Source organism: Herbiconiux sp. VKM Ac-2851 (assembly GCF_013205105.1).
GTDB classification, from domain to species: Bacteria; Actinomycetota; Actinomycetes; order Actinomycetales; family Microbacteriaceae; genus Herbiconiux; species Herbiconiux flava.
Genome location: NZ_JABMLJ010000002.1, coordinates 1,041,520 through 1,062,774 on the forward strand (window position 1 = coordinate 1,041,520; position 21,255 = coordinate 1,062,774).

7 protein-coding genes are annotated in these 21,255 nt (G+C 72.0%); all 7 read left to right on the forward strand.

Annotated elements, in window-relative coordinates; all coding sequences use genetic code 11:
* Positions 1 to 2 precede the first annotated feature (2 nt).
* The 7 genes from HQQ85_RS11555 (at position 3) to HQQ85_RS11585 (ending at position 21,252) form a co-directional block, all read left to right on the forward strand.
* Positions 3 to 1,967: a glycoside hydrolase family 127 protein gene (locus tag HQQ85_RS11555; protein ID WP_173182613.1), complete on the forward strand. Its 1,965-nt coding sequence runs from the start codon at positions 3 to 5 to the stop codon at positions 1,965 to 1,967.
* Between the two features lie 105 nt (positions 1,968 to 2,072).
* A complete protein-coding gene (locus HQQ85_RS11560; RefSeq protein ID WP_173182614.1) occupies positions 2,073 to 7,199 on the forward strand; it encodes a cell wall-binding repeat-containing protein in 5,127 nt (1,708 codons plus the stop codon).
* Between the two features lie 14 nt (positions 7,200 to 7,213).
* On the forward strand, positions 7,214 to 10,885 hold the full coding sequence (locus HQQ85_RS11565) for a cell wall-binding repeat-containing protein (protein WP_173182615.1): 3,672 nt from the start codon (positions 7,214 to 7,216) through the stop codon (positions 10,883 to 10,885).
* A gap of 28 nt (positions 10,886 to 10,913) precedes the next feature.
* On the forward strand, positions 10,914 to 15,512 hold the full coding sequence (locus HQQ85_RS11570) for a cell wall-binding repeat-containing protein (protein ID WP_173182616.1): 4,599 nt from the start codon (positions 10,914 to 10,916) through the stop codon (positions 15,510 to 15,512).
* Positions 15,509 to 18,499 (forward strand): cell wall-binding repeat-containing protein, encoded by a 2,991-nt coding sequence (locus HQQ85_RS11575; protein WP_173182617.1) that lies wholly within the window; start codon positions 15,509 to 15,511, stop codon positions 18,497 to 18,499. The genes HQQ85_RS11570 and HQQ85_RS11575 overlap by 4 nt, the downstream gene beginning before the upstream one ends.
* A gap of 189 nt (positions 18,500 to 18,688) precedes the next feature.
* On the forward strand, positions 18,689 to 20,056 hold the full coding sequence (locus tag HQQ85_RS11580) for a cystathionine beta-synthase (protein WP_173182618.1): 1,368 nt from the start codon (positions 18,689 to 18,691) through the stop codon (positions 20,054 to 20,056).
* Positions 20,057 to 20,094: 38 nt separating this feature from the next.
* Complete coding sequence (locus tag HQQ85_RS11585) at positions 20,095 to 21,252, forward strand: cystathionine gamma-synthase (RefSeq protein WP_173182619.1); 1,158 nt, start codon at positions 20,095 to 20,097, stop codon at positions 21,250 to 21,252.
* Positions 21,253 to 21,255 lie beyond the last annotated feature (3 nt).

The following is a 21,255-nucleotide window of genomic DNA, read 5'->3' on the forward strand; positions in this document are numbered from 1 at the left end:
TCATGACTCTCATCGACCCCGCGGGCCGCACCATCGCCCGCTCAGACCGTCGCGCCGTCGTGGCGCCCGTGGTTCCGGCCTCCTCGGCCCTCGTGCCCCTCGGCGTGGGAGAGGTGCGCCTGACGGGCGGCTTCTGGGCCGCGCGCCAGGACGTGAACGCGGCCAACACCCTGCCCCACATCGAGCACTGGCTCGAGCGGGAGGGCTGGCTCGCCAACTTCGACCTCGCCGCCGCCGGCACCCTGCCCGAGGGGCGCCGGGGGCGGGAGTTCAGCGACTCGGAGGTCTACAAGTACCTCGAGGCCCTCGCCTGGGAGCTCGGCCGCCGCCCCGACGCCGCGCTCGAGACCCGCTTCCGCGCGGTCGTCGACCGCATCGCCGCGGCCCAGGAGGCCGACGGCTACCTGAACACCCGCTTCGGCCGCCCCGGTCAGGAACCGCGCTGGTCGCAGCTCGAGTGGGGCCACGAGCTCTACTGCGCCGGGCACCTGTTCCAGGCCGCAGTGGCCCGCGCGCGCACCGCCCCGGGCGCCGACGACGGCCTGCTGGGCATCGCGACGCGGGTCGCCGATCTCGTCTGCGACGTGTTCGGGGAGCAGGGCATCCGCTCGGTCTGCGGCCACGCCGAGGTCGAGACCGCCCTGGTCGAGCTCGGCCGCGTCACGGGGGAGCCCCGCTACACCGAGCAGGCCCGCCTGTTCGTGGAGCGCCGCGGGCACCAGGTGCTGAAGGACATCGAGTACGGCCGCTCCTACTTCCAGGACGACATCCCCGTGCGGGAGGCCGACGTGATGCGCGGCCACGCCGTGCGCGCGAACTACCTCGCGAGCGGTGCCGCCGACGTGGCGAGTGAGCTCGGCGACGACGAGCTGCAGCAGGCGCTCCGGCGCCAGTGGCTGAACACCATCGCCCGCCGCACCTACGTCACCGGCGGCCAGGGCTCGCACCACCAGGACGAGGGCTTCGGCGAGGACTTCGAGCTGCCCAGCGACCGGGCCTACTCCGAGACCTGCGCGGGCATCGCCTCGATCCAGTTCAGCTGGCGGATGCTCCTGGCGGAGCCCGATCCCGCGTACGCCGACCTGATCGAGCGGACGCTCTACAACGTGCTCGCCACCTCCCCGTCGGAGGACGGCCGGGCGTTCTACTACGCCAACACCCTGCAGCAGCGGGTGCCCGGGGCGGTGGCGGACGTCGAGGAGGCGTCGCTGCGTGCATCCGCCTCTCTTCGCGCGCCCTGGTTCGAGGTGTCGTGCTGCCCGCCGAACATCGCCCGCACGCTGGCGAGCCTCGACAGCTACGTGGCGACCCGGGATGCCGAGGGGGTGCAGCTGCACCAGTACGGCCCGGCGGTCATCCGCACCCGGCTCGAGGACGGGGAGGACATCGCGCTGACGGTGCAGACGGAGTACCCGGCCGACGGTCGCGTCACCGTGCGGATCGACGCCGAGGCCTCGCGCACCTGGACCCTCTCGCTGCGCGTGCCGGCCTGGGCCGAGGGCGCCGTGCTCTCGTTCGAGCCCGCCGACGGCACCGCCGACCGCGAGCAGCGCACCGTGCAGCCCGGAACGGCCGAGGTCTCCCGGGCCTTCCGAGCGGGGGACACCGTGACGCTCGAGCTGCCGATGGCGCCGCGCTTCGTGCACCCCGACCCGCGGATCGACGGGGTGCGGGGATCGATCGCGGTCGCCCGTGGCCCCGAGGTGCTGGCGCTCGAGTCGGTCGACCTGCCCGCCGGGCTGGACGACGTCGCGGACGTGGTGCTCGACCCCTCGATCGCGCCGGTCGAGCGCGACGGCGCGGTGCTCGTCACCCTGCGGCCCCGCCGGGTGCCCGAGGCGCCGTTCCCCTACACGCCCGCTCCCGGCGCCGAGCTCGGCGACCCCGTCTCGGTGCGGCTGGTGCCGTACCACGACTGGGCCGAGCGCGGCCCCTCCACGATGCGCATCTGGCTGCCGACCGCGTAGCCGAACGACCCCGCCGGGCGCGGTACCGACACCGCGCCCGGCCCCAGCACCATGAGCACGATAAGCACCACGAGCACGATCTGATCACTCGACGATGAGGAGACCATGACCATGTCCAGACCCCGCCCCCGGTCGGCATCCGCCGCCCGCACGACCGTCGCCGGGCTGGTGACGGCCGCGGTCATCACCGGCGCCCTGGCCTCGCCCGCCGCCGCCGCGCCGAACGCCGAGCTCGGCTACCCGGTGTTCAACGGCTCGGCGAACCCGGTGCCCGACACCGGCGTCGCCTACGACTCCCGCAACGAGCTCGGCGCCATCTTCGACGCCGACGTCGCGGCCGGCGCGGGCAGCTCGCCCGACTCCGACTTCTGGTTCGACCGGATGCTCGTGCGCACCGGCACCGACGGCAGCTTCGGTGACGAGAACCAGTGGATGTTCTCCCGCGGCAAGTCCGTGTTCATGAAGACCCACGACCCCTCGGTGCTCGGCTTCGGTGGCGACGTCGCCTACTGGGAGTCGATCGACGGACGCGGCGCCTACACGATCACGGTCACGGTCGACGGCCAGCCGCTCACCCTCACCGAGGCGACCGACCAGCGCAAGCAGACCCCGAGCTACTGGCGGAGCGTGTTCACCACCTCCGACGCCGAGCTCACCGTGGTCGAGACGAAGTACATCACCGACGGCAACGTCGCCGTGACCGGCGTCGAGCTGCGCTCGAGCGGGGGCGCCAAGAGCGTCACCCTCGGCGCCTCGTCGCCCTACACCACCGTCGCCGAGGGCGACGAGCTGACCGGAGTGGTGAAGGCGCTGAACGACGTCACCACCGTCTACCCGCGATTCTCGGGCGACGGCATGACGGTCGCCGACGGCGCCCTCACAGGTGCGGTCGAGGTGCCGGCCGGCGGCAGCGCCACCACGAAGGTGCAGCTCGGCTTCGTCACCCCCGAGACCGAGACCTCGCGCACCGAGTACGACGCGTACCGGGCCGCCGACGCGGCCTCGGCCTACACGACCCACGTCACGGCCTACAACGCGTGGTGGGCCGACAACGTGCCCTACCTCGACACCCCCGAGGACAACATCGACAAGACGCTCTACTACCGCTGGTGGCTGATGCGGTTCAACTTCCTCGACGCCGACGCACCCGGCAACACGTTCCAGTTCCCCACCGCGGTCGAAGGCTCGCTGGGCTACAACAACGCCATCGTGCTCACCTCGGGCATGTTCATCGACGACCTGAAGTACTTCCGCGACCCGGCCTACGCCTACGGCACCTGGGTCTCGGCCGGCGAGGCCGCGAAGAGCTACAAGTTCGTCGACAACCCCGGCGACCCCGCCAACTGGAGCAACAGCTACACCCAGTACATCTCCGACGCGGCTTGGCGCTCCTACCAGCTGCACGGCGGGCCGACGCCCATCGCCGAGAGCCTCGGCACCTACGCCGCCAACGACGTCGAGGGGCTGATCGACGCCTACGACACCGACGACAGCGGGCTGATCGACTACAACTGGGCCGCGATGACGGGCAACGACGCCGACGCGGTGTCGTTCGACGAGCGCCCGGGCGCCTCGATGGACCGCACCGAGAACGCCTACCTCTACGCCAACGCGCTCGCCGCGGCCTCGGCCTTCGACGCCGCCGGCGACACCGCGAAGGCGGAGAAGATGCGCCAGTTCGCCGCCGACATCAAGTCCAAGGTGCTCGAGCTGCTCTGGGACGACGACGCGAACCTGTTCAAGCACCGCTTCACGAGCGACGGCCAGCTGGCGAAGTGGAAGGAGACGAACAACTTCTACCCGTTCTCGGTGGGACTCGTGCCCAAGAAGGGCGACGCCGACCACGCCGACGACTACGAGGACGCCCTGCGCCTGTTCGCCGACGACGGCCAGTACCCGATCTTCCCGTTCTTCACCGCGAACCAGGCCGACAAGGCCGAGGCCGCGGCGGAGGGCTTCCCCGGCAGCAACAACTTCTCGGTCATCAACTCGACCGTGCTGTTCCGGCTGTTCTCCTCGGTGCTCCGCGACTACGACACCGACGCGATCACCCCGGAGTCGTACAAGAAGCTGCTCTACTGGAACGCCTGGGCGCACTACCAGAACGGCGGCGACAACCGTCTGCCCGACCAGAACGAGTTCTGGGCCGGCGGCTCGGCCGACCCGGCGAAGATCGACTACCGCTCGTGGATCCACCACACCATCCTCGGTGCGACGAACTTCACGATGATCGAGGACACCATGGGGCTCCGCTCCCGGGACGACGCCAAGATCGAGCTCGACCCGATCGACATCGGCTGGGACCACTTCACCGCGAACAACATCCGGTTCCGCGACCACGACCTCACCATCACCTGGGACGCCCCCGGCGGTGAGCGCCACTACGGCGACGACGTGCCCGAGGGCTACTCCGTGTTCCTCGACGGGAAGCTCGCCTTCACGGTCGACTCGCTCTCGCACGTGGTCTACGACCCGGCCACCGGTGACGTGACCGTCGATGACGGCACGGCCGTGCTGAGCTCGGTCGCCTCGTCGGTCAAGCAGGCCAACGAGGTCGCGTACACCGCGGACGACCGGGTGACCGACGTCTTCGCCAAGGCCGGCAAGGAGATCGACGAGGCCAGCGCATCGTCCGAGAACCTCGCCGCGGGCGCCGACGTGACGGCCTCGTTCGAGGCGGACGGCCGCCCGGCCGCCGCCGCGGTGAACGGCACGACGATCAACGAGCCCTTCTGGGGCACGGCCGGGTCGCCGAACGCGAGTGACACTCTGACCGTCGACCTCGGTGCGGCGAAGACCGTCGACGACGTGCGGCTGTACTTCTACCAGAGCTCCAGCACCGCCACGGTGCAGGGCTACTCCGAACCGCAGAACTACCTCGTCGAGTACGACGACGGCGGCACCTGGAAGCCGGTCGCTTCCCAGGCGCGCACCCCGCAGTACCCGACGGCGAACTACAACCGGGTGCAGTTCCCGGCGATCACGACCGACAAGCTCCGCGTCACCGTGGTGCACGCACCGGGGATGAAGACGGGACTGAAGGAGGTCGAGGCCTTCGCCACCGGCATCGCGGCGCCCGCGGCGAGCAACGTCGCCCCGTTCGTCGACGCCTACGTCGACGTGAAGGGCTCCGTGCCCGGTCGGACGAAGCTCGTCGGGACGGTGAAGGACGACGGCCTCCCGGGCGATGCCCTCACCTCCGGATGGAGCGTCGTGAGCGCACCGGAGGGCGGCGAGGCGATCTTCGCCGACCCGGCCTCGGCCAGCACCACTGCGAGCTTCACGGTCGAGGGCGAGTACGTGCTGCGGCTCAGCGGCAGCGACGGCGTGCTCTCGGCCGAGAAGGACGTCACCGTGCAGGGCGGTCTGCCCGCCGGAGGCGTGAACGTGGCCCCCGCGGGAACACCGACGGCCTCCTACACCTCCCCCTGGACGAACATCGACGCCGTCAAGGACGGGACGTCGATGTTCACCGGCGGGTCGAACGACATGCTGTGGGGCACCTGGTCGGGCGAGCGCCCGGAGAGCCAGTGGCTGCAGTACGACTGGTCGGAGCCGCAGCGCATCGACAAGGTCGACCTCTCGTTCTGGCGCGACCAGGACGGTGACGACGTCGGAGACGGTGTCGCCGTGCCGAAGAGCTGGAAGCTCGAGGCATGGGACGGCTCGGCCTGGGTCGAGGTCTCGAACCCGTCGGGCTACGGCCGCGAGGGCGACGCGGTGAACTCGGTCACCTTCGACCAGGTCACCACCACGAAGCTCCGCGCCACCTTCGCCGCCTCGTCGAACGGCACCACCTACGCCGGAGTGGGCGTGAGTGAGTTCCAGGTGTTCGCCGTGGCGCCCGTCTCGCTCGACCCGGTCGCGGTGCGCACCTCGGTCGGCACCGTGCCCGAGCTGCCCGCCACGGTCACCGGCGTCTACGCCGACGGCTCGCGGGCCGAGCTCGCGGTGAGCTGGCCCGCCATCGACCCCGCGAAGGTCGCCGGCGAGGGAAGCTTCACGGTGACCGGTGTGGTCACCGGAGCATCCCTCCCCGCCAGCGCCACGGTGTGGGTGAGGGCGACGCCTCCCGGCCAGATCACCACGGTCGACGCGGTGGCGGTCTCGACCCCGGCCGGCCGGGCACCCAGCCTGCCGACGACCGTGACCGTGCAGTACAACGACGGATCGCGCCAGAGCGGCGTCGCCGTCGAGTGGGCGGCCATCGACCCGGCGCAGTACGCCGCTCCCGGCAGCTTCACGGTGTCGGGCACGGTCGACGGCTCGCCGCTCGGCGCCACCGCGACCGTGACCGTGACCGGAACGGGCCCCGGCCCCGACCCGACCGGCCCGTCGGTCGACCGCATCGCGGGCGCCGACCGGTACGAGGTGTCGGCGGCGACGTCGGCGGCCGGGTTCCCGTCCGGCTCTGACACGGTCTACATCGCGTCGGGTCAGGCGTTCCCGGATGCCCTCTCGGCAGCCCCGGCGGCGACCATCGCCGGTGCGCCGGTGCTGCTCACCCTCGGTGACCGCATCCCGGCGCCCGTGCTGGCCGAACTCAAGCGGCTGGACCCGTCGAAGATCGTCATCGTCGGTGGCACCGACGCGGTCGGCAAGAAGGTCGAGACGGAGCTCGGCACGATCGGAGACGTCACCCGCATCGGCGGCGCCGACCGGTTCGCCGCGTCGCGGAGCGTCGCCGAGGCGTCCTTCCCCGACGGCGCCGAGGTGGCGGTGCTCGCCACCGGCCGCACCTTCCCCGACGCCCTGTCGGCGGGAGCCGCGGTGAAGGGCACCGGCCCGGTCATCCTGATCGACGGCACGGCTTCCTCCCTCGACAGCGCCACCACGGCGCTGCTGACGAAGCTGGGCGTGAAGACGATCGTGATCGCCGGTGGAACCGACGCGGTCTCGGCAGGCGTCGAGACCGCCGCGGCGAAGCTCGCCACGGCCACCCGCCTCGGCGGCGAGGACCGGTACGCGTCATCCCGGGCGATCAACGCCTTCTTCATCGAGAAGGCCGACCGGGTCGTGCTGGCCACCGGAGCGAACTTCCCCGACGCCCTCTCGGGCTCGGCGTTCGCGCCCGCCGTCGACGCCCCGCTGTTCACGGTGCAGACCGACTGCATCCCGGCCGAGACCCTGACGCAGATCACCGCCCTCGGCGCCACGCAGGTCACCCTGCTCGGCGGCACGACGGTGCTCTCCCCGGCTGTCGAATCCCTCACCGCCTGCCCGGCCGAGTGACCCGGCCCGCGAGCATGACGACCACGCAGATCCGGCCCGCCGCCCGCACCTCGGTGCGGCGGGCCGCAGCCCTCCTGACCGTGGGCGCCGTGCTCGCGGGCTCCGCCGTCCTGGCCGGCGCGGCGACCGCCGCGCGGGCCGAGACGGTCAACCCGATCCTCTCCGACGGCTCGTACTACTCCGCCGACCCGGCCACCCTGGTCGACGGCGACACGCTCTACGTCTTCGCCGGCCGCGACGAGGCGGGCCCGACCCAGAACGACTTCGTGATGAACGAGTGGCAGACGTTCTCGACGACCGACGTCGACTCCGGCGTGTGGCAGCACACCCCCGACGTGATGCGACCGGAGGAGGCCTTCGCCTGGGCGACGCCCGGCCGGGCCTATGCCGGCCAGGCCGTCACGGGCGCCGACGGACGGCACTACTGGTACGTGCCGGTGGCCCAGCGCGACCCCGGCAGCGCCGACGCCTTCGCCATCGGCGTCGCCGTCGCCGACAGCCCGGCGGGCCCGTGGAGCGACGCCATCGGGGCCCCGCTGATCTCGCAGAAGATCCTGGGCAACGACATCCAGAACATCGACCCGACGATCCTCACCGACGACGACGGCCGGGTGTACCTCTACTGGGGCACCTTCGGCCAGATGCGCGCGGTCGAGCTCGACCCCGGGATGACCACGCTGATCGGCGAGCCGATCACGGTCACCGGAACCGACGGCTTCTTCGAGGCACCCTGGATCTTCAAGCGTGGCGAGACCTACTACCTCGCCTACGCGGCGAACGACGTGGGGCCGAACTGCACCGAGGCCGTCTACCACGCGTGCATCTCCTACGCCACGAGCCCCGGGCCGATGGGCCCGTGGAGCTACGCGGGCCGGGTGCTCGCCCCGGTCTCCTCGACCACCAGCCACCCGGCGATCACCGAGTTCGACGGCCGGTGGTACATCGTTTACCACACAGCCGACGCCGCGGGTGGCAACCACTTCCGCCGCTCGGTCGCCATCGACGAGCTGAACTGGGACGACTCGGTCAGCCCCGCCCGCATCGAGGAGGTCGTGCAGACCCCCGTGAAGCAGATCGATCGCACCCCGCGGGCGAACATCGCTCCGTGGGCCACGGCCTCCGCGTCGAACCAGCCCGTCCCCGCGCAGTACTGGATCCGTGCCCTGAACGACGAGCTCGTGCGCCCCAACCCTCTGCCGCCGGACATGTGGGGCAACTACTCCGGCGACCGTCCGGAGTCGGAGTGGCTGCAGTACGACTGGGCCGAGCCCCGCCGCATCGACTCGAGCACCGTCGACTTCTGGCGCGACTCCGAGCCGGGCTCCGGCGACGGCGTCTCGAACCCGGCCTCCTGGCTGCTGCAGTACCGCGACGCCTCCGGCGACTGGGCCGACGTCGCCGACCCGAGCGGCTACGGCACCTCGACCGACGAGCCGCAGAGCGTGAGCTTCGCCCCGGTGACCACCACGGGCATCCGGCTCGCCCTGCAGGCCTCGCCGGGCGACGGCAGCTTCTCGGGCCTCGCCGTCGAGGAGTGGGAGGTGGGGGCCGCACAGCCCACCGGCTACCGGCCGGTCTCGATCACGACCGCCGCCGGCGCGCTGCCCGAACTGCCCGCGACCGTGACGCTCGACCAGGCCGACGGCAGCACCTCGACGACGCCCGTGCTCTGGGACGCCATCGACCCCGTGGACGTCTCCCGCCCCGGCACCTTCTCGGTGCAGGGCTTCGCCGAGGGCTACGCCGCCGAGGAGGTGACCGCCGCGATCACGGTCACGGGCGACACCGTTCCCGGTGAGGACACCACCGCACCCGAGGTCGTGCTCGCGCCGACGAGCGCGGTTCCGCCGTCGGGCTGGTTCCGCGCGGCGACCACCGTGCGCGCCTCGGCCACCGACGACCGCGACCTCCGCATGCGTGTCGAGGTGCGGGTCGACAGCGGCGCCTGGACGGCCACCGACAACACGCGCACCGTCGACGTGCCCGTCTCCGACGACGGCGAGACCCTGATCGAGGCGAGGGCGACGGATGCGGCGGGCAACGTCTCGGCCGAGACCGCCCTCACCGTGCGGCTCGACCGCGCGGCACCGGTGGTCACGCCGGCCGTCGAGCTGTCCGCCCGCCGGGTCTCGCTCAGCGCGAGCGACGCCGGATCGGGGGTGGCCTCGCTCGAGGTCTCCCTGGGCGACCGGGCCTCGTGGGCGCCGTACACCGGCCCCGTGGTGGCCGACGCCACCCGCACCGAGGTGCACTACCGGGCGACGGATGCCGCGGGCAACGTCTCGGCGACGCAGTCGGTGACCATCCCGGCCGCCGACAGCACCCCGCTCGAGGGCGACATCGCCGGCCTCGCCACCGCCACCGCCTCGTACTCGTCACCGTGGACCCAGGTCTCCTGGGTCAACGACGGCGACGCCTCGGCCGAGGCCCCGGGGTGGGGCACCTGGCCCGAGGTCGGGGAGCAGTGGGTGCAGCTGGAGTGGCCGCGGCTGGTCGACGTCGATCGTGCCGACGTGAGCTTCTTCACCGACCAGGACGAGTCGGCAGGCGCCGGGGTGATCGTGCCGCGCAGCTGGCGCGTGCAGTACTTCGACATCGCCGCGAACGACTGGCGCGACGTCGAGACGGCGGGGGAGTACGGCCGTGATCGGGTCGCCCCCAACAGCATCGCGTTCGATCGGGTGAGCACCGACCGGCTGCGCGTGCTGATGCAGGCGTGGGGCGAGGAGCCGACGCAGGGGTCGTCCGGCCTCCGCGAGGTGCAGGTCTTCGCCGCGGCGCCGGTCTCGACGGCGGTCGACCGGATCGCGGGCGGCGATCGGTACGAGGTGTCGGCGGCGACGTCGGCGGCCGGGTTCCCGTCCGGGGCCTCGACCGTCTACGTCGCGTCGGGGCAGGCGTTCCCGGATGCCCTGTCCGCAGCCCCGGCGGCGACCATCGCCAAGGCGCCCGTGCTGCTCACCCTCGGTGACCGCATCCCGGCACCGATCCTGACCGAACTCAAGCGTCTGGACCCGTCGAAGATCGTCATCGTCGGCGGACCGAACGCCATCGGCAAGAAGGTCGAGAAGGAGCTCGGCACGATCGGGGACGTCACCCGCATCGGAGGGGCCGACCGGTTCGCCGCCTCCCGAAGCATCGCGGAAGCGGCGTTCCCCGACGGAGCCGCACAGGTCGTGCTCGCCACGGGTCGCACCTTCCCCGACGCGCTCTCCGCGGGCGCAGCGGTGAACGGGAAAGCCCCGGTCATCCTCATCGACGGCGCAGCGACCTCCCTCGACAGCGCCACCAAGGCGCTGCTCGCGAAGCTGGCCGCGAAGGACGTCGTGATCGTCGGCGGCACCGACGCGGTCACCGCGGCCCTGGCGGACGACGTGGCGAAGGTCGCCACCGTCACCCGCCTGGCCGGCGAGGACCGCTTCGGGTCCTCGAGGGCGATCAACGCCTTCTTCATCGAGAAAGCCGACCGGGTCGTGCTCGCCACCGGAGCGAACTTCCCCGACGCCCTCTCGGGCTCGGCCTTCGCCCCCGCCGTGGATGCGCCCCTGTTCACGGTGCAGACCGACTGCATCCCGGCAGACACGCTGACGCAGATCACCGCCCTCGGCGCCCAGCAGGTCACCCTGCTCGGCGGAACCACGGTGCTCTCCCCGGCCGTCGAATCCCTCACCGCCTGCACCACCTGACCACGACCACCGACGAGAGAGACACCTGATGAGAGCACACCCGGGAATCCACCGGTCCCGTCGGCCAGGAGCGGGCGCGGCACGAGCGGCCTGCCGCGCAGGCCTCGGCCTCACCGGCGCCGCGCTGCTGACCGTCACCGCTTTCGCGGTGCCGGTCTCGGCCGCCCCGCTCGCCCCCGCGGCAGCGCCCGTCGACAGTCTGGTCGCGCACTATGACTTCGACGGTGACGTGCTCTCGGACGGCACGGTCACCGACAGCTCCGGCAACGGCAACGACGCCACCCTGGTGAACTCCGCGACGGCGACGGTCGAGGCCGGTGCGGCCGACGGCTCGTCGGCGATCGTCCTGCCGGGCGGCGCGGTCGACGCCGACGGGGCGTTCGTCGAACTGCCGACCGCTCTCATCGGTGACGGCACTGACCTCACCGTGTCGGCCCGGGTGAAGGTCGAGTCGATCGATCAGCCCTGGCAGTGGCTCTTCGGAATCGGCAACGACACGAGCCGCTACCTCTTCTCCACGCCGAGAAGCGGTGACGGGGAGCTGCGATCAGCCGTCACGGTCAACGGCGGCGGCTCCGCCGAGAGCATCGTGCGCGGCTCGGCGGCCCTGCCGGGCAATTCCTGGAAGACGGTGACGGTGGTGCTGGACGGCGGCTCCGACCGGCTCACCACCTACCTCGACGGGGCGGCGATCGGCTCGACCAGCACCACGGTCGACGCCTCCCAGCTGCTCACCGCGACCTCGGAACGGGGCGGCTACATCGGGCGGTCGCTCTATCCCGACCCGCTCTTCGCCGGAGCGGTCGACGACTTCGCCGTCTACTCCTCCGCCCTCACCGCCGACGAGGTCGGCCGGATCAGCGGTGGAACCGTTCCCACGCTGACCGCGATCCCCCGCACCGCCTTCGAGGTGCAGACCACGACGGGTGACGCCCCCGCCCTGCCGCCGTCAGCGGCCGGGTCGTTCAGCGACGGTTACGACCGGGCGGTGCCGATCGACTGGAACGCGGTCGACCCTGCGGACTACGCCGCGGTCGGGACGTTCACGGTCGACGGGACCGCCGCCGGCCGAGCGGTGACCGCCCGCGTCACCGTTCGCGACGGCGGGAGCCTGTCGATCGATCTCGGCAGCGACACCGGCGCCTTCCACGGCGGCGCCTCCGGCACTCTCTACGGCCTGTACGGCGAAGGGGTGCCGAGCGACAACCTGATCGAGGGCATGAACCTGCGGACGGTCTCGACGAAGGCCCAGGACGGCCCGCAGCATCCGGGAGCGGACGCCCTCGAGGTGGTCAAGCCGCTCGCCGACGCGACCGACGGCGACGTCTACATCTACATGACCGACATCTACCGGGGGTTCCCGTACGAGTGGCCGGGAGACACCCCCGAAGCGAAGCTCGCCGACTTCCAGGCGAAGCAGGCGGCGCAGGTCGCCCAGGTGAAGCAGCTCCCGGCCGAGTACCAGGACAACATCGTCTTCGTGCCCTTCAACGAACCGGAGGGCAACATGTTCGGAACGGGGGAGTGGAGCTACGACGGCACCAGCTGGCTCGACGACCCGACCGACTACTTCGCCGCCTGGGACAGCACGTACCGGCTGATCAAGGCCGAGCTGCCCGAGGCCCGCATCGCCGGCCCGAACACGAGCGTGCTGTTCGATCAGGTCGAGGGCTTTCTCGCCCACACCGTCGCCGCCGGCACCGTGCCGCAGGTGATGACGTGGCACGAACTGAGCGACCCCGCGAACATCCGCGCCAACGTCCCCCGGTATCGGGCGATGGAGCAGCGGGCCTTCGATGGCAGTCCGTTCGCGGGCACCGAGCTGCCGATCAACATCAACGAGTACGCCTTCAACTACCACACCTCCGTTCCCGGCCAGATGATCCAGTGGGTCTCGGCGATCGAGGACTCGAAAGTCGACGCCGACATCGCCTACTGGAACATCGACGGCAACCTCAGCGATTCCGCGGTGCAGTCCAACCGCGGCAACGGCCAGTGGTGGCTGCTGAACGCCTACTCGCAGATGTCGGGCCACACCGTGTCGGTCACGCCCCCGTTCCCGGGCCAGAGCTACACGCTTCAGGGTCTCGCGACGCTCGACGAGAACAAGGCTCAGGCCCGCGCGATCCTCGGCGGGAAGAGCGGCGGGGCGACGGTGTCGTTCACCGATGTCGACACCGAGCTGTTCGGTGAGACGGTGCATGCCGCCGTCGACCGGATCGACTGGACCGGCCAGATCGGCGACTCCTCCGGCCCGGCGGTCGTCGCCGAGCTCGACCTCCCGGTGGTGAACGGAGCGGTCACCCTGGACTTCGGGGGCTCCCTGCCCGCCCTCGACGAGTCGTCGGCCTACGAGATCGTGCTGACTCCCGGCGTCGGGACGAGCTCACCGGCCGTGCCGCCGTCGCTGTGGGGCGCCGGCTACGAGGCCGAGGCCGCCGCGCACAGTGGCACCGGCTACAGCGTGAACGGCCCCGAGGGCTCGCCCACCCGTCAGGGGGAGTTCTACACCTCCGGTGGCTACGACGTGGGGGGTCTGCGCACCGGCTCCGACGTCTCGCTCGATTTCAGCGTCGACGTGCCGAGCGACGGTCGTTACGACCTCAGCGTCTTCGCGAACTCCCTGAACACCTACGACCTGGTGCAGGAGCAGGGCCCGACCAACGTCTTCGTCACCGTCGACGGCGGCGCGGAGCAGGAGATCTTCCTCCCGTTGGGCTACAAGTGGGTGGTCTGGGATCACGCCGACACCCGGGTCGAGCTGACCGCCGGAACCCACACCATCCGCCTCTCGGCCACCAGCCGGGACGGCACGCGGGGAACGAAGGGCGACGCCATCGTCGACCGCATCGACCTCTCGCTGCCGAACCCGGCCGCGGCCGACCGGCTCTACGAGGCGGAGTACGCGAGCCTCGACGGCGGCACCCTCGACTACACGCAGACCGGCGTCTCGGCCTCGGGCGTGGCCCGGCTCGCCGAGGGGCAGTCGGCGACCTTCTGGGTGTACTCGGCAGCCGACGCCCTGTCGACCGTCGACGTCGAGACGCTCGGTGGCGGTACCGCCTCGCTCTCGGTGAACGGCGAGGACGTGGGGACGCTCGGCGACAGCGTGAGCCGGGACCTCTTCCTCGTCGGAGGGGTGAACAAGCTGACGGTCACCGGCACCGGCGGAACGCTCCTGCTCGACCGGCTCGCGATCACACCCGTGGACGCGCCGAGACCCACCGAGTACCAGGCCGAGGACGCCACCCTCGCCGGCACCGCCGTCGCGACACCGCTCTCCCGTGCGCAGGGCGGCGCGGCCGTGACCGGAGTCGGAGGCCTGCCCGGCAACGACAGCGCGCTCACCTTCGACGCGGTCGCCGTGCCGGAAGCCGGACGCTACGCCCTCACCGTGCGCTTTTCCAACGAGGAGCAGTCGCCGGCGACGCATTACAACCCCGATCCCCTGGCGAGGCCCGCCGACATCTCGGTCAACGGGGCGCCGGCGTTCCGGGTGCTCTTCCCGCACTCGTTCCACGAGAACGAGTTCTGGGAGCAGACGATCATGGTCGACCTCGAGGCGGGCGCGAACAGCATCCGGTTCACCTCGCAGGAGGCACCGAGCTTCGACGGCACGAGCTACATCTCCGACACGTTCCCGGGCGTGCTGCTGCGGTCGAGGTACGCGCCGAACATCGACGCCATCCGGGTGTCTCCGCTCGTCGGGCAGCCGCTGGTGGCACCGACGGTCGACCGCATCGCGGGGGCCGACCGGTATGCGGTGTCGGCGGCGACGTCGGCGGCCGGGTTCCCGTCCGGTTCTGACACGGTCTACATCGCGTCGGGTCAGGCGTTCCCGGATGCCCTCTCGGCAGCCCCGGCGGCGACCATCGCCGGTGCGCCGGTGCTGCTCACCCTGGGTGACCGCATCCCGGCACCGGTGCTGGCCGAACTGAAGCGGCTGGACCCGTCGAAGATCGTCATCGTCGGCGGAACCGACGCGGTCGGCAAGAAGGTCGAGACCGAGCTCGGCACGATCGGAGACGTCACCCGCATCGGTGGCGCCGACCGGTTCGCCGCGTCGCGGAGCGTCGCCGCGGCGGCCTTCCCCGACGGCGCCGAGGTGGCGGTGCTCGCCACCGGCCGCACCTTCCCCGACGCCCTGTCGGCGGGAGCTGCGGTGAAGGGCACCGGCCCGGTCGTCCTGATCGACGGCACGGCTTCCTCCCTCGACAGCGCCACCACGGCGCTGCTGACGGAGCTGGGCGTGAAGACGATCGTGATCGCCGGTGGAACCGACGCGGTCTCGGCCGGTGTCGAGACCGCCGCGGCGAAGCTCGCCGACGTCACGCGTCTCGGCGGCGAGGACCGGTACGGCTCGTCCAGGGCCATCAACGCGTTCTTCGTCGAGAAGGCCGACCGGGTCGTGCTGGCCACGGGAGCCAATTTCCCCGACGCCCTCTCGGGCTCGGCGTTCGCCCCCGCGGTGGATGCGCCGCTGTTCACGGTGCAGACCGACTGCATCCCGGCCGAGACCCTGACGCAGATCACCGCCCTCGGCGCCACGCAGGTCACCCTGCTCGGCGGAACCACCGTGCTCACGAAGGCCGTCGAGTCGCTGGCCGCCTGCCCGGTCAGCCGATGAGGACCCTCGTCGGGCTCGTGCTCGCCGTCGCGCTGGTGGGCGCGAATCCGGTGGGCGCGGGCCCGGCCGAGGCCGCCCCGGCCGAGGCGGCCGACGAGCTGTGGACGCCGCTGACCGAGGTCGGGCCGGGCGACCCGCTCGTCGAACCCGAGGAGGCGGCCCCGTTCCGGCTCGACGTGGACGCGCTGTCCGCGCTGCTGCAGGGCACCGTGAGCCGTCGCGCCGGCGCAGCGCCCACCGAGCTCGAGCTGCCCGACCCGAACGGGGAGCTCGTGCGCTTCGCGGTGCAGCCGCTGACGGTGATGGAGCCGGAACTCGCGGCCGCGCATCCGGAGATCGTCGCCGTCGCCGGCCGCGGCATCGACGACCCGGGCCTGAGCGTGCGCGCCGACCTCTCGCCGCTCGGCCTGCACGCCTCGGTGCGCAGCGCCGACGGGTCGACGACGGCCTGGTACCTCGATCCCGCGCTGCGCGGGGACGCGTCGACGTCGGTGTCGTACCCGGCCGGCGCCCTGCGCGACGAGCGGTCGGCGCTCGTCGAGCCCGAAGCCCCGCAGACGGCCGAGCCGGACGCGATCGCGCAGGAGGCCGCGGCCCCCGCCCCCGGCGCCGACGTCCCACTCCGCACCGTGCGCGTCGCGTTCGCCAGCGACCCGAGCTTCGCCGCGTTCTACGGCAGCGACGCCGTGCTCGCCGCCAAGGTCTCGATCGTGACCCGCGTCGGCGGCCTGTTCAACGACGACCTCGGCGTGCACCTGACCCTCGCCGACGGCACCGACCGGCTGAACTTCGACACCGTCGAGAAGGCCGAGGCCGCCGGCTACACCACCCCGGCCCTCGCCACCTGCGGTCAGGCGAGCCTCGACCAGAACAGCGCCGCGCTCGAGCGCCTGCTCGGTGTCGACGGCTACGACGTCGGTCATCTGCTGCTCGGTGTCGCCGGTGGCGGCCTGGCGGGCTACGCCGAGGTCGGGCTGCCCTTCGTCAAGGGCGGCGGATGCACGGGCGACCCGAACCCGGTGGGCGACGGCTTCGCCGTCGACTACGTGGCGCACGAGCTCGGCCACCAGTTCGGCGGAAGCCACACCTTCAACGCCTGCGGCGGCAGCAGCGGGGCGACCGCCGTGGAGCCCGGCTCCGGATCGACCGTGATGGCCTACGCCGGGATCTGCGGCGCGAACGACCTGCAGCCCCACAGCGACCCCTACTTCTCGCAGGCCAGCATCGCCGAGATCCAGCGCACGCTTGCCCGGCTGCCCGCCACCGCATCCGGCAACCGCGCTCCGGTCGTCACGGCTCCGCCCGACCGCGAACTGCCGCTGCAGACCCCGTTCACCCTCGTCGCCGACGGCTCCGATCCCGACGGCGACCCGCTCGGCTACCTCTGGGAGCAGAACGACGTCGGCGACCCCGATCGTGCCCTCTCCGACGGCGCCAAGACGGCCGGCCCGCTCGTGCGTGTCTTCGGCCGCTACGCCGCCGTCGGGACCGACGCGACACGGCAGTACTCCTCGCCGGGCGAGAACCCCGTCGGCACCGATCCGGGTCGGACGATCCCCGACCTCGAGCAGATCCTCGGCGGCGCCACGAACGCCGGAACCGGCGCCTGCGACCCCGCCCTCACCGGCATCGCCGCGCTCGAGTGCCACTCGGAATCGCTGCCGACGGCCGCCTACGCCGATGACGGGGCCCTCGACTTCCGGGTGACCGCGCGCGACCAGGACCCGGCGGGCGGCGGCGTCGCCCACGACGACGTGCGGCTCACCCTCGCACGCGACGCCGGGCCGTTCCTCGTGACCAGCCAGGGCGACGCCACCGAGGTGCTGCGCGGGGGAGCGACGACCGCCGTCACCTGGTCCGTCAACGGCACCGACCGGGCCGGCCTCGCTCCGACGGTGCGCATCCGTCTCTCGACCGACGGCGGCCGCAGCTTCGACACCGTGCTCGCCGACGCGACCGCGAACGACGGCAGCGAGACGGTGACCGTGCCGAACGTCGCCAGCTCCGCGGTGCGCATCCGCGTCGACGCCGTCGACAACTACTTCTTCGACCTCTCCGACGCCGACGTCACCATCGCCGCCGTGCCCCGAGTCGATCCCGTCGTCGACCGCATCGGCGGCGCCGACCGGTTCGTGGTCTCGGCCGCCGTCGCGCGCCAGGCCTTCCCCGACGGAGCCGACACCGTGTACGTCGCCTCGGGAGCGGTCTTCCCCGACGCGCTCTCCGCCGCACCGGCGGCCGCACGCGACCGGGCTCCGGTGCTGCTCACCCGGTCCGACCGGCTTCCGGATGCGGTGGTCGCCGAGATCACGCGCCTCGATCCCGAACGGGTCGTCGTCGTGGGCGGCCCGCTGAGCGTGGGCCCGGCCGTCGCCGAGCAGCTCGCCGCCACCGGCGCGGAGGTGACCCGCATCGGCGGACCCGACCGCTTCGCCGTCTCCCGGAGCGTCGCCGAGGCGGCGTTCCCCGACGGCGCCTCGACCGCCGTGCTGGCCACCGGCACCGACTTCCCCGACGCCCTGTCGGCCGGAGCCGCCGTCGCCGGGCAGAGCCCCGTGCTGCTCGTCGACGGCCGCGCGGGGTCGCTCGACGCCGCCACCCGGGCCGTGCTCGAGCGCCTCGGTGTCACCCGCCTCGTCGTCGTGGGCGGCGAGCTGTCGGTCTCCGCGGGGCTCGCGGCCGACGCGGGCGGCATCGCGCCCGTCACCCGGCTCGCCGGCGCCGATCGCTACGCCACTTCGATCGCCGTCGTCGCCCACTTCGTCGACGCGGCCGACCGGGCGCTGCTCGCCACCGGCCGCACCTTCCCCGACGCCCTCTCGGGCTCCCCGCTCGGCCTGCCGGTGCTCGTCGTGCCGCCGGACTGCCTGCCGGGGGCGACCCGCTCGGCCCTCGGCGCCCTGGGCGTGAGCCGGATCACTCTGCTCGGCGGCGAGGCCGGTCTGACTGCGGGGGTGCAGCGCCTGGACGTCTGCCCAGGGGGCTGACTCTCCGGCCGCGGTGCGGGCGCCATGGGCTACAGTGGAGGGGTGTTCGTGAATCTCCTCTGTTGTCGTCGCTGAGCGACGACCCTTCTCGCAGACTAGGTTCGTCACAGCCCCGAAGCCGCCGCTCACCAGCGCGCGCCGTGCGAATCTGAGCACGTAGCGGCTGCGAGCCCCATCAAGGACACAGCAATGAAGTACGCGAACAGCGTCATCGACCTCGTCGGCAACACCCCGCTCGTGAAGCTCAACAGCGTCACCGAGGGCATCCGGGCCACCGTGCTCGCGAAGGTCGAGTACCTCAACCCGGGCGGGTCGTCGAAGGACCGCATCGCCACCCGCATCATCGACGCTGCCGAGCGCGACGGCCTGCTGAAGCCGGGCGGCACGATCGTCGAGCCCACCTCGGGCAACACCGGCATCGGCCTGGCCCTCGTGGCGCAGCAGCGCGGCTACCGCTGCGTGTTCGTGCTGCCCGACAAGGTCGGCGAGGACAAGCGCAACGTGCTCACCGCGTACGGCGCCGAGATCGTCGTCACCCCGACGGCCGTGGCGCCCGAGGACCCGGACTCCTACTACTCGGTCTCCGACCGCCTGGCCCGAGAGATCCCCGGGGCCTTCAAGCCGAACCAGTACTCCAACCCGAACGGTCCGCTCAGCCACTACGAGACCACCGGCCCCGAGATCTGGCGCGACACCGAGGGGCAGATCACGCACTTCGTCGCCGGCGTCGGCACCGGTGGCACGATCAGCGGCGTCGGCCGCTACCTCAAGGAGGTCTCCGGGGGAGCCGTGCAGATCATCGGCGCCGACCCCGAGGGCTCGGTCTACTCCGGTGGCACGGGTCGGCCGTACCTCGTCGAGGGTGTCGGCGAGGACTTCTGGCCGACCGCCTACGACGGCACCGTCGTCGACCGCATCATCGCGGCGAGCGACGCGACCTCCTTCGAGCTGACCCGCCGCCTCGCCCGCGAAGAGGGCCTGCTCGTCGGCGGCTCCAGCGGCCTGGCGGTCGCGGCGGCGCTCGAGGCGGCCCGCGAGCTGCCGGCCGACGCGGTGGTCGTCGTGCTGCTCCCCGACGGCGGCCGCGGCTACCTGGGCAAGATCTTCAACGAGAAGTGGATGCGCAGCTACGGCTTCACGGACTCCCCTGCCGGGGCGACGGTGCGCGACATCGTCAAGGGCAAGAGCGGGGAGCTGCCCGCGCTCGTGCACGCGCATCCGGCCGACACCGTGCACGACGTGATCGAGATCATGGCGACGTACGGGGTGTCGCAGCTGCCCGTGCTCTCCGCCGAGCCGCCCGTGGTGATGGGCGAGGTCGTGGGATCGCTCGACGAGCAGAGCCTGCTCGACCGGGTCTTCGGCGGCCAGGCGAGCATGACCGACACCGTGGCGGGCCTCGTCGCCCCCGCTCTCCCGCTGATCGGCGCGAACGAGCCCGTCTCGGCCGCCCGTCAGGCCCTCACCCAGTCCAGCGCGCTGCTGGTCTCCGACGACGGCAAGCCCGTCTCGGTGATCACGCGCCAGGACCTGCTCACCTTCCTCGCCGAGGCGTGAGCCCCTACTCCCGTCTTCCCCTTCAGTAAGGAGCCATCATGGCCAAGAACACCGACGCGTTCGAGACGCGCGCCATCCACGCCGGCCAGGAGTTCGACCCCACCACCGGCGCCATCATCCCTCCCGTGTACCTGACCTCCACCTACGTGCAGGACGGCATCGGCGGCTTCCGCAACGGCTACGAGTACTCCCGCGGCGGCAACCCGACGCGCACCTCGCTCGAGACGCTGCTCGCCTCGCTCGAGGGCGCCAAGCACGGCCTCTCGTTCGCCTCGGGCCTCGCCGCGGAAGACGCGCTGCTGCGCGCCCTGCTCGAGCCGGGCGACCGCATCGTGCTCGGCAACGACGTCTACGGCGGCACGCACCGCCTGATCGAGCGCATCCACGGCAAGTGGGGCGTCGAGAACGTCGTCGTCGAGATGAGCGACCTCTCGGCCGTCTCGAAGGCCGTCACCGGCGGCCGAACGAAACTGCTCTGGCTCGAGACCCCGTCCAACCCGCTGATGAAGATCAGCGACGTCGCCGAGCTGGCCGAGATCGGCCACGCGGCCGGCGCCCTCGTCGTGGTCGACAACACCTTCGCCTCGCCGTACCTGCAGCAGCCGCTCACCCTCGGCGCCGACGTCGTCGTGCACTCGACCACCAAGTACCTCGGCGGTCACTCCGACGTGCTCGGCGGCGCCGTGGTGCTGAACGACGACGCGCTCGAGGAGAAGATCCGCTTCCTGCAGTTCGCCTCCGGCGGGGTCAGCGGGCCGATGGATGCGTGGCTCACCGTTCGCGGCATCAAGACGCTCGCCGTGCGGATGGACCGGCACTCCGCCAATGCGCAGGCCATCGCCGAGCACCTGGTCGGGCATCCGGCGCTCGACACCGTGTTCTACCCGGGCCTGCCGGATCACCCCGGCCACGAGCTGGCGAAGCGGCAGATGAAGTCGTTCGGCGGCATGATCTCGCTGGCGCTGAAGGGCGGACCGAAGGCGGCGCGCAAGTTCGCCGAGTCGACGACCGTGTTCCAGCTGGCCGAGTCGCTCGGCGGGGTCGAGTCGCTGATCGGGTACCCGTCCGAGATGACGCACGCGTCGGTGAAGGGCACGGCGCTCGAGGTGCCCGAGAACGTCATCCGCCTCTCGGTGGGCATCGAGTCGGTCGACGACCTGATCGCCGACCTCGACCGCGCGCTGCCGCGGCGCTGAGCG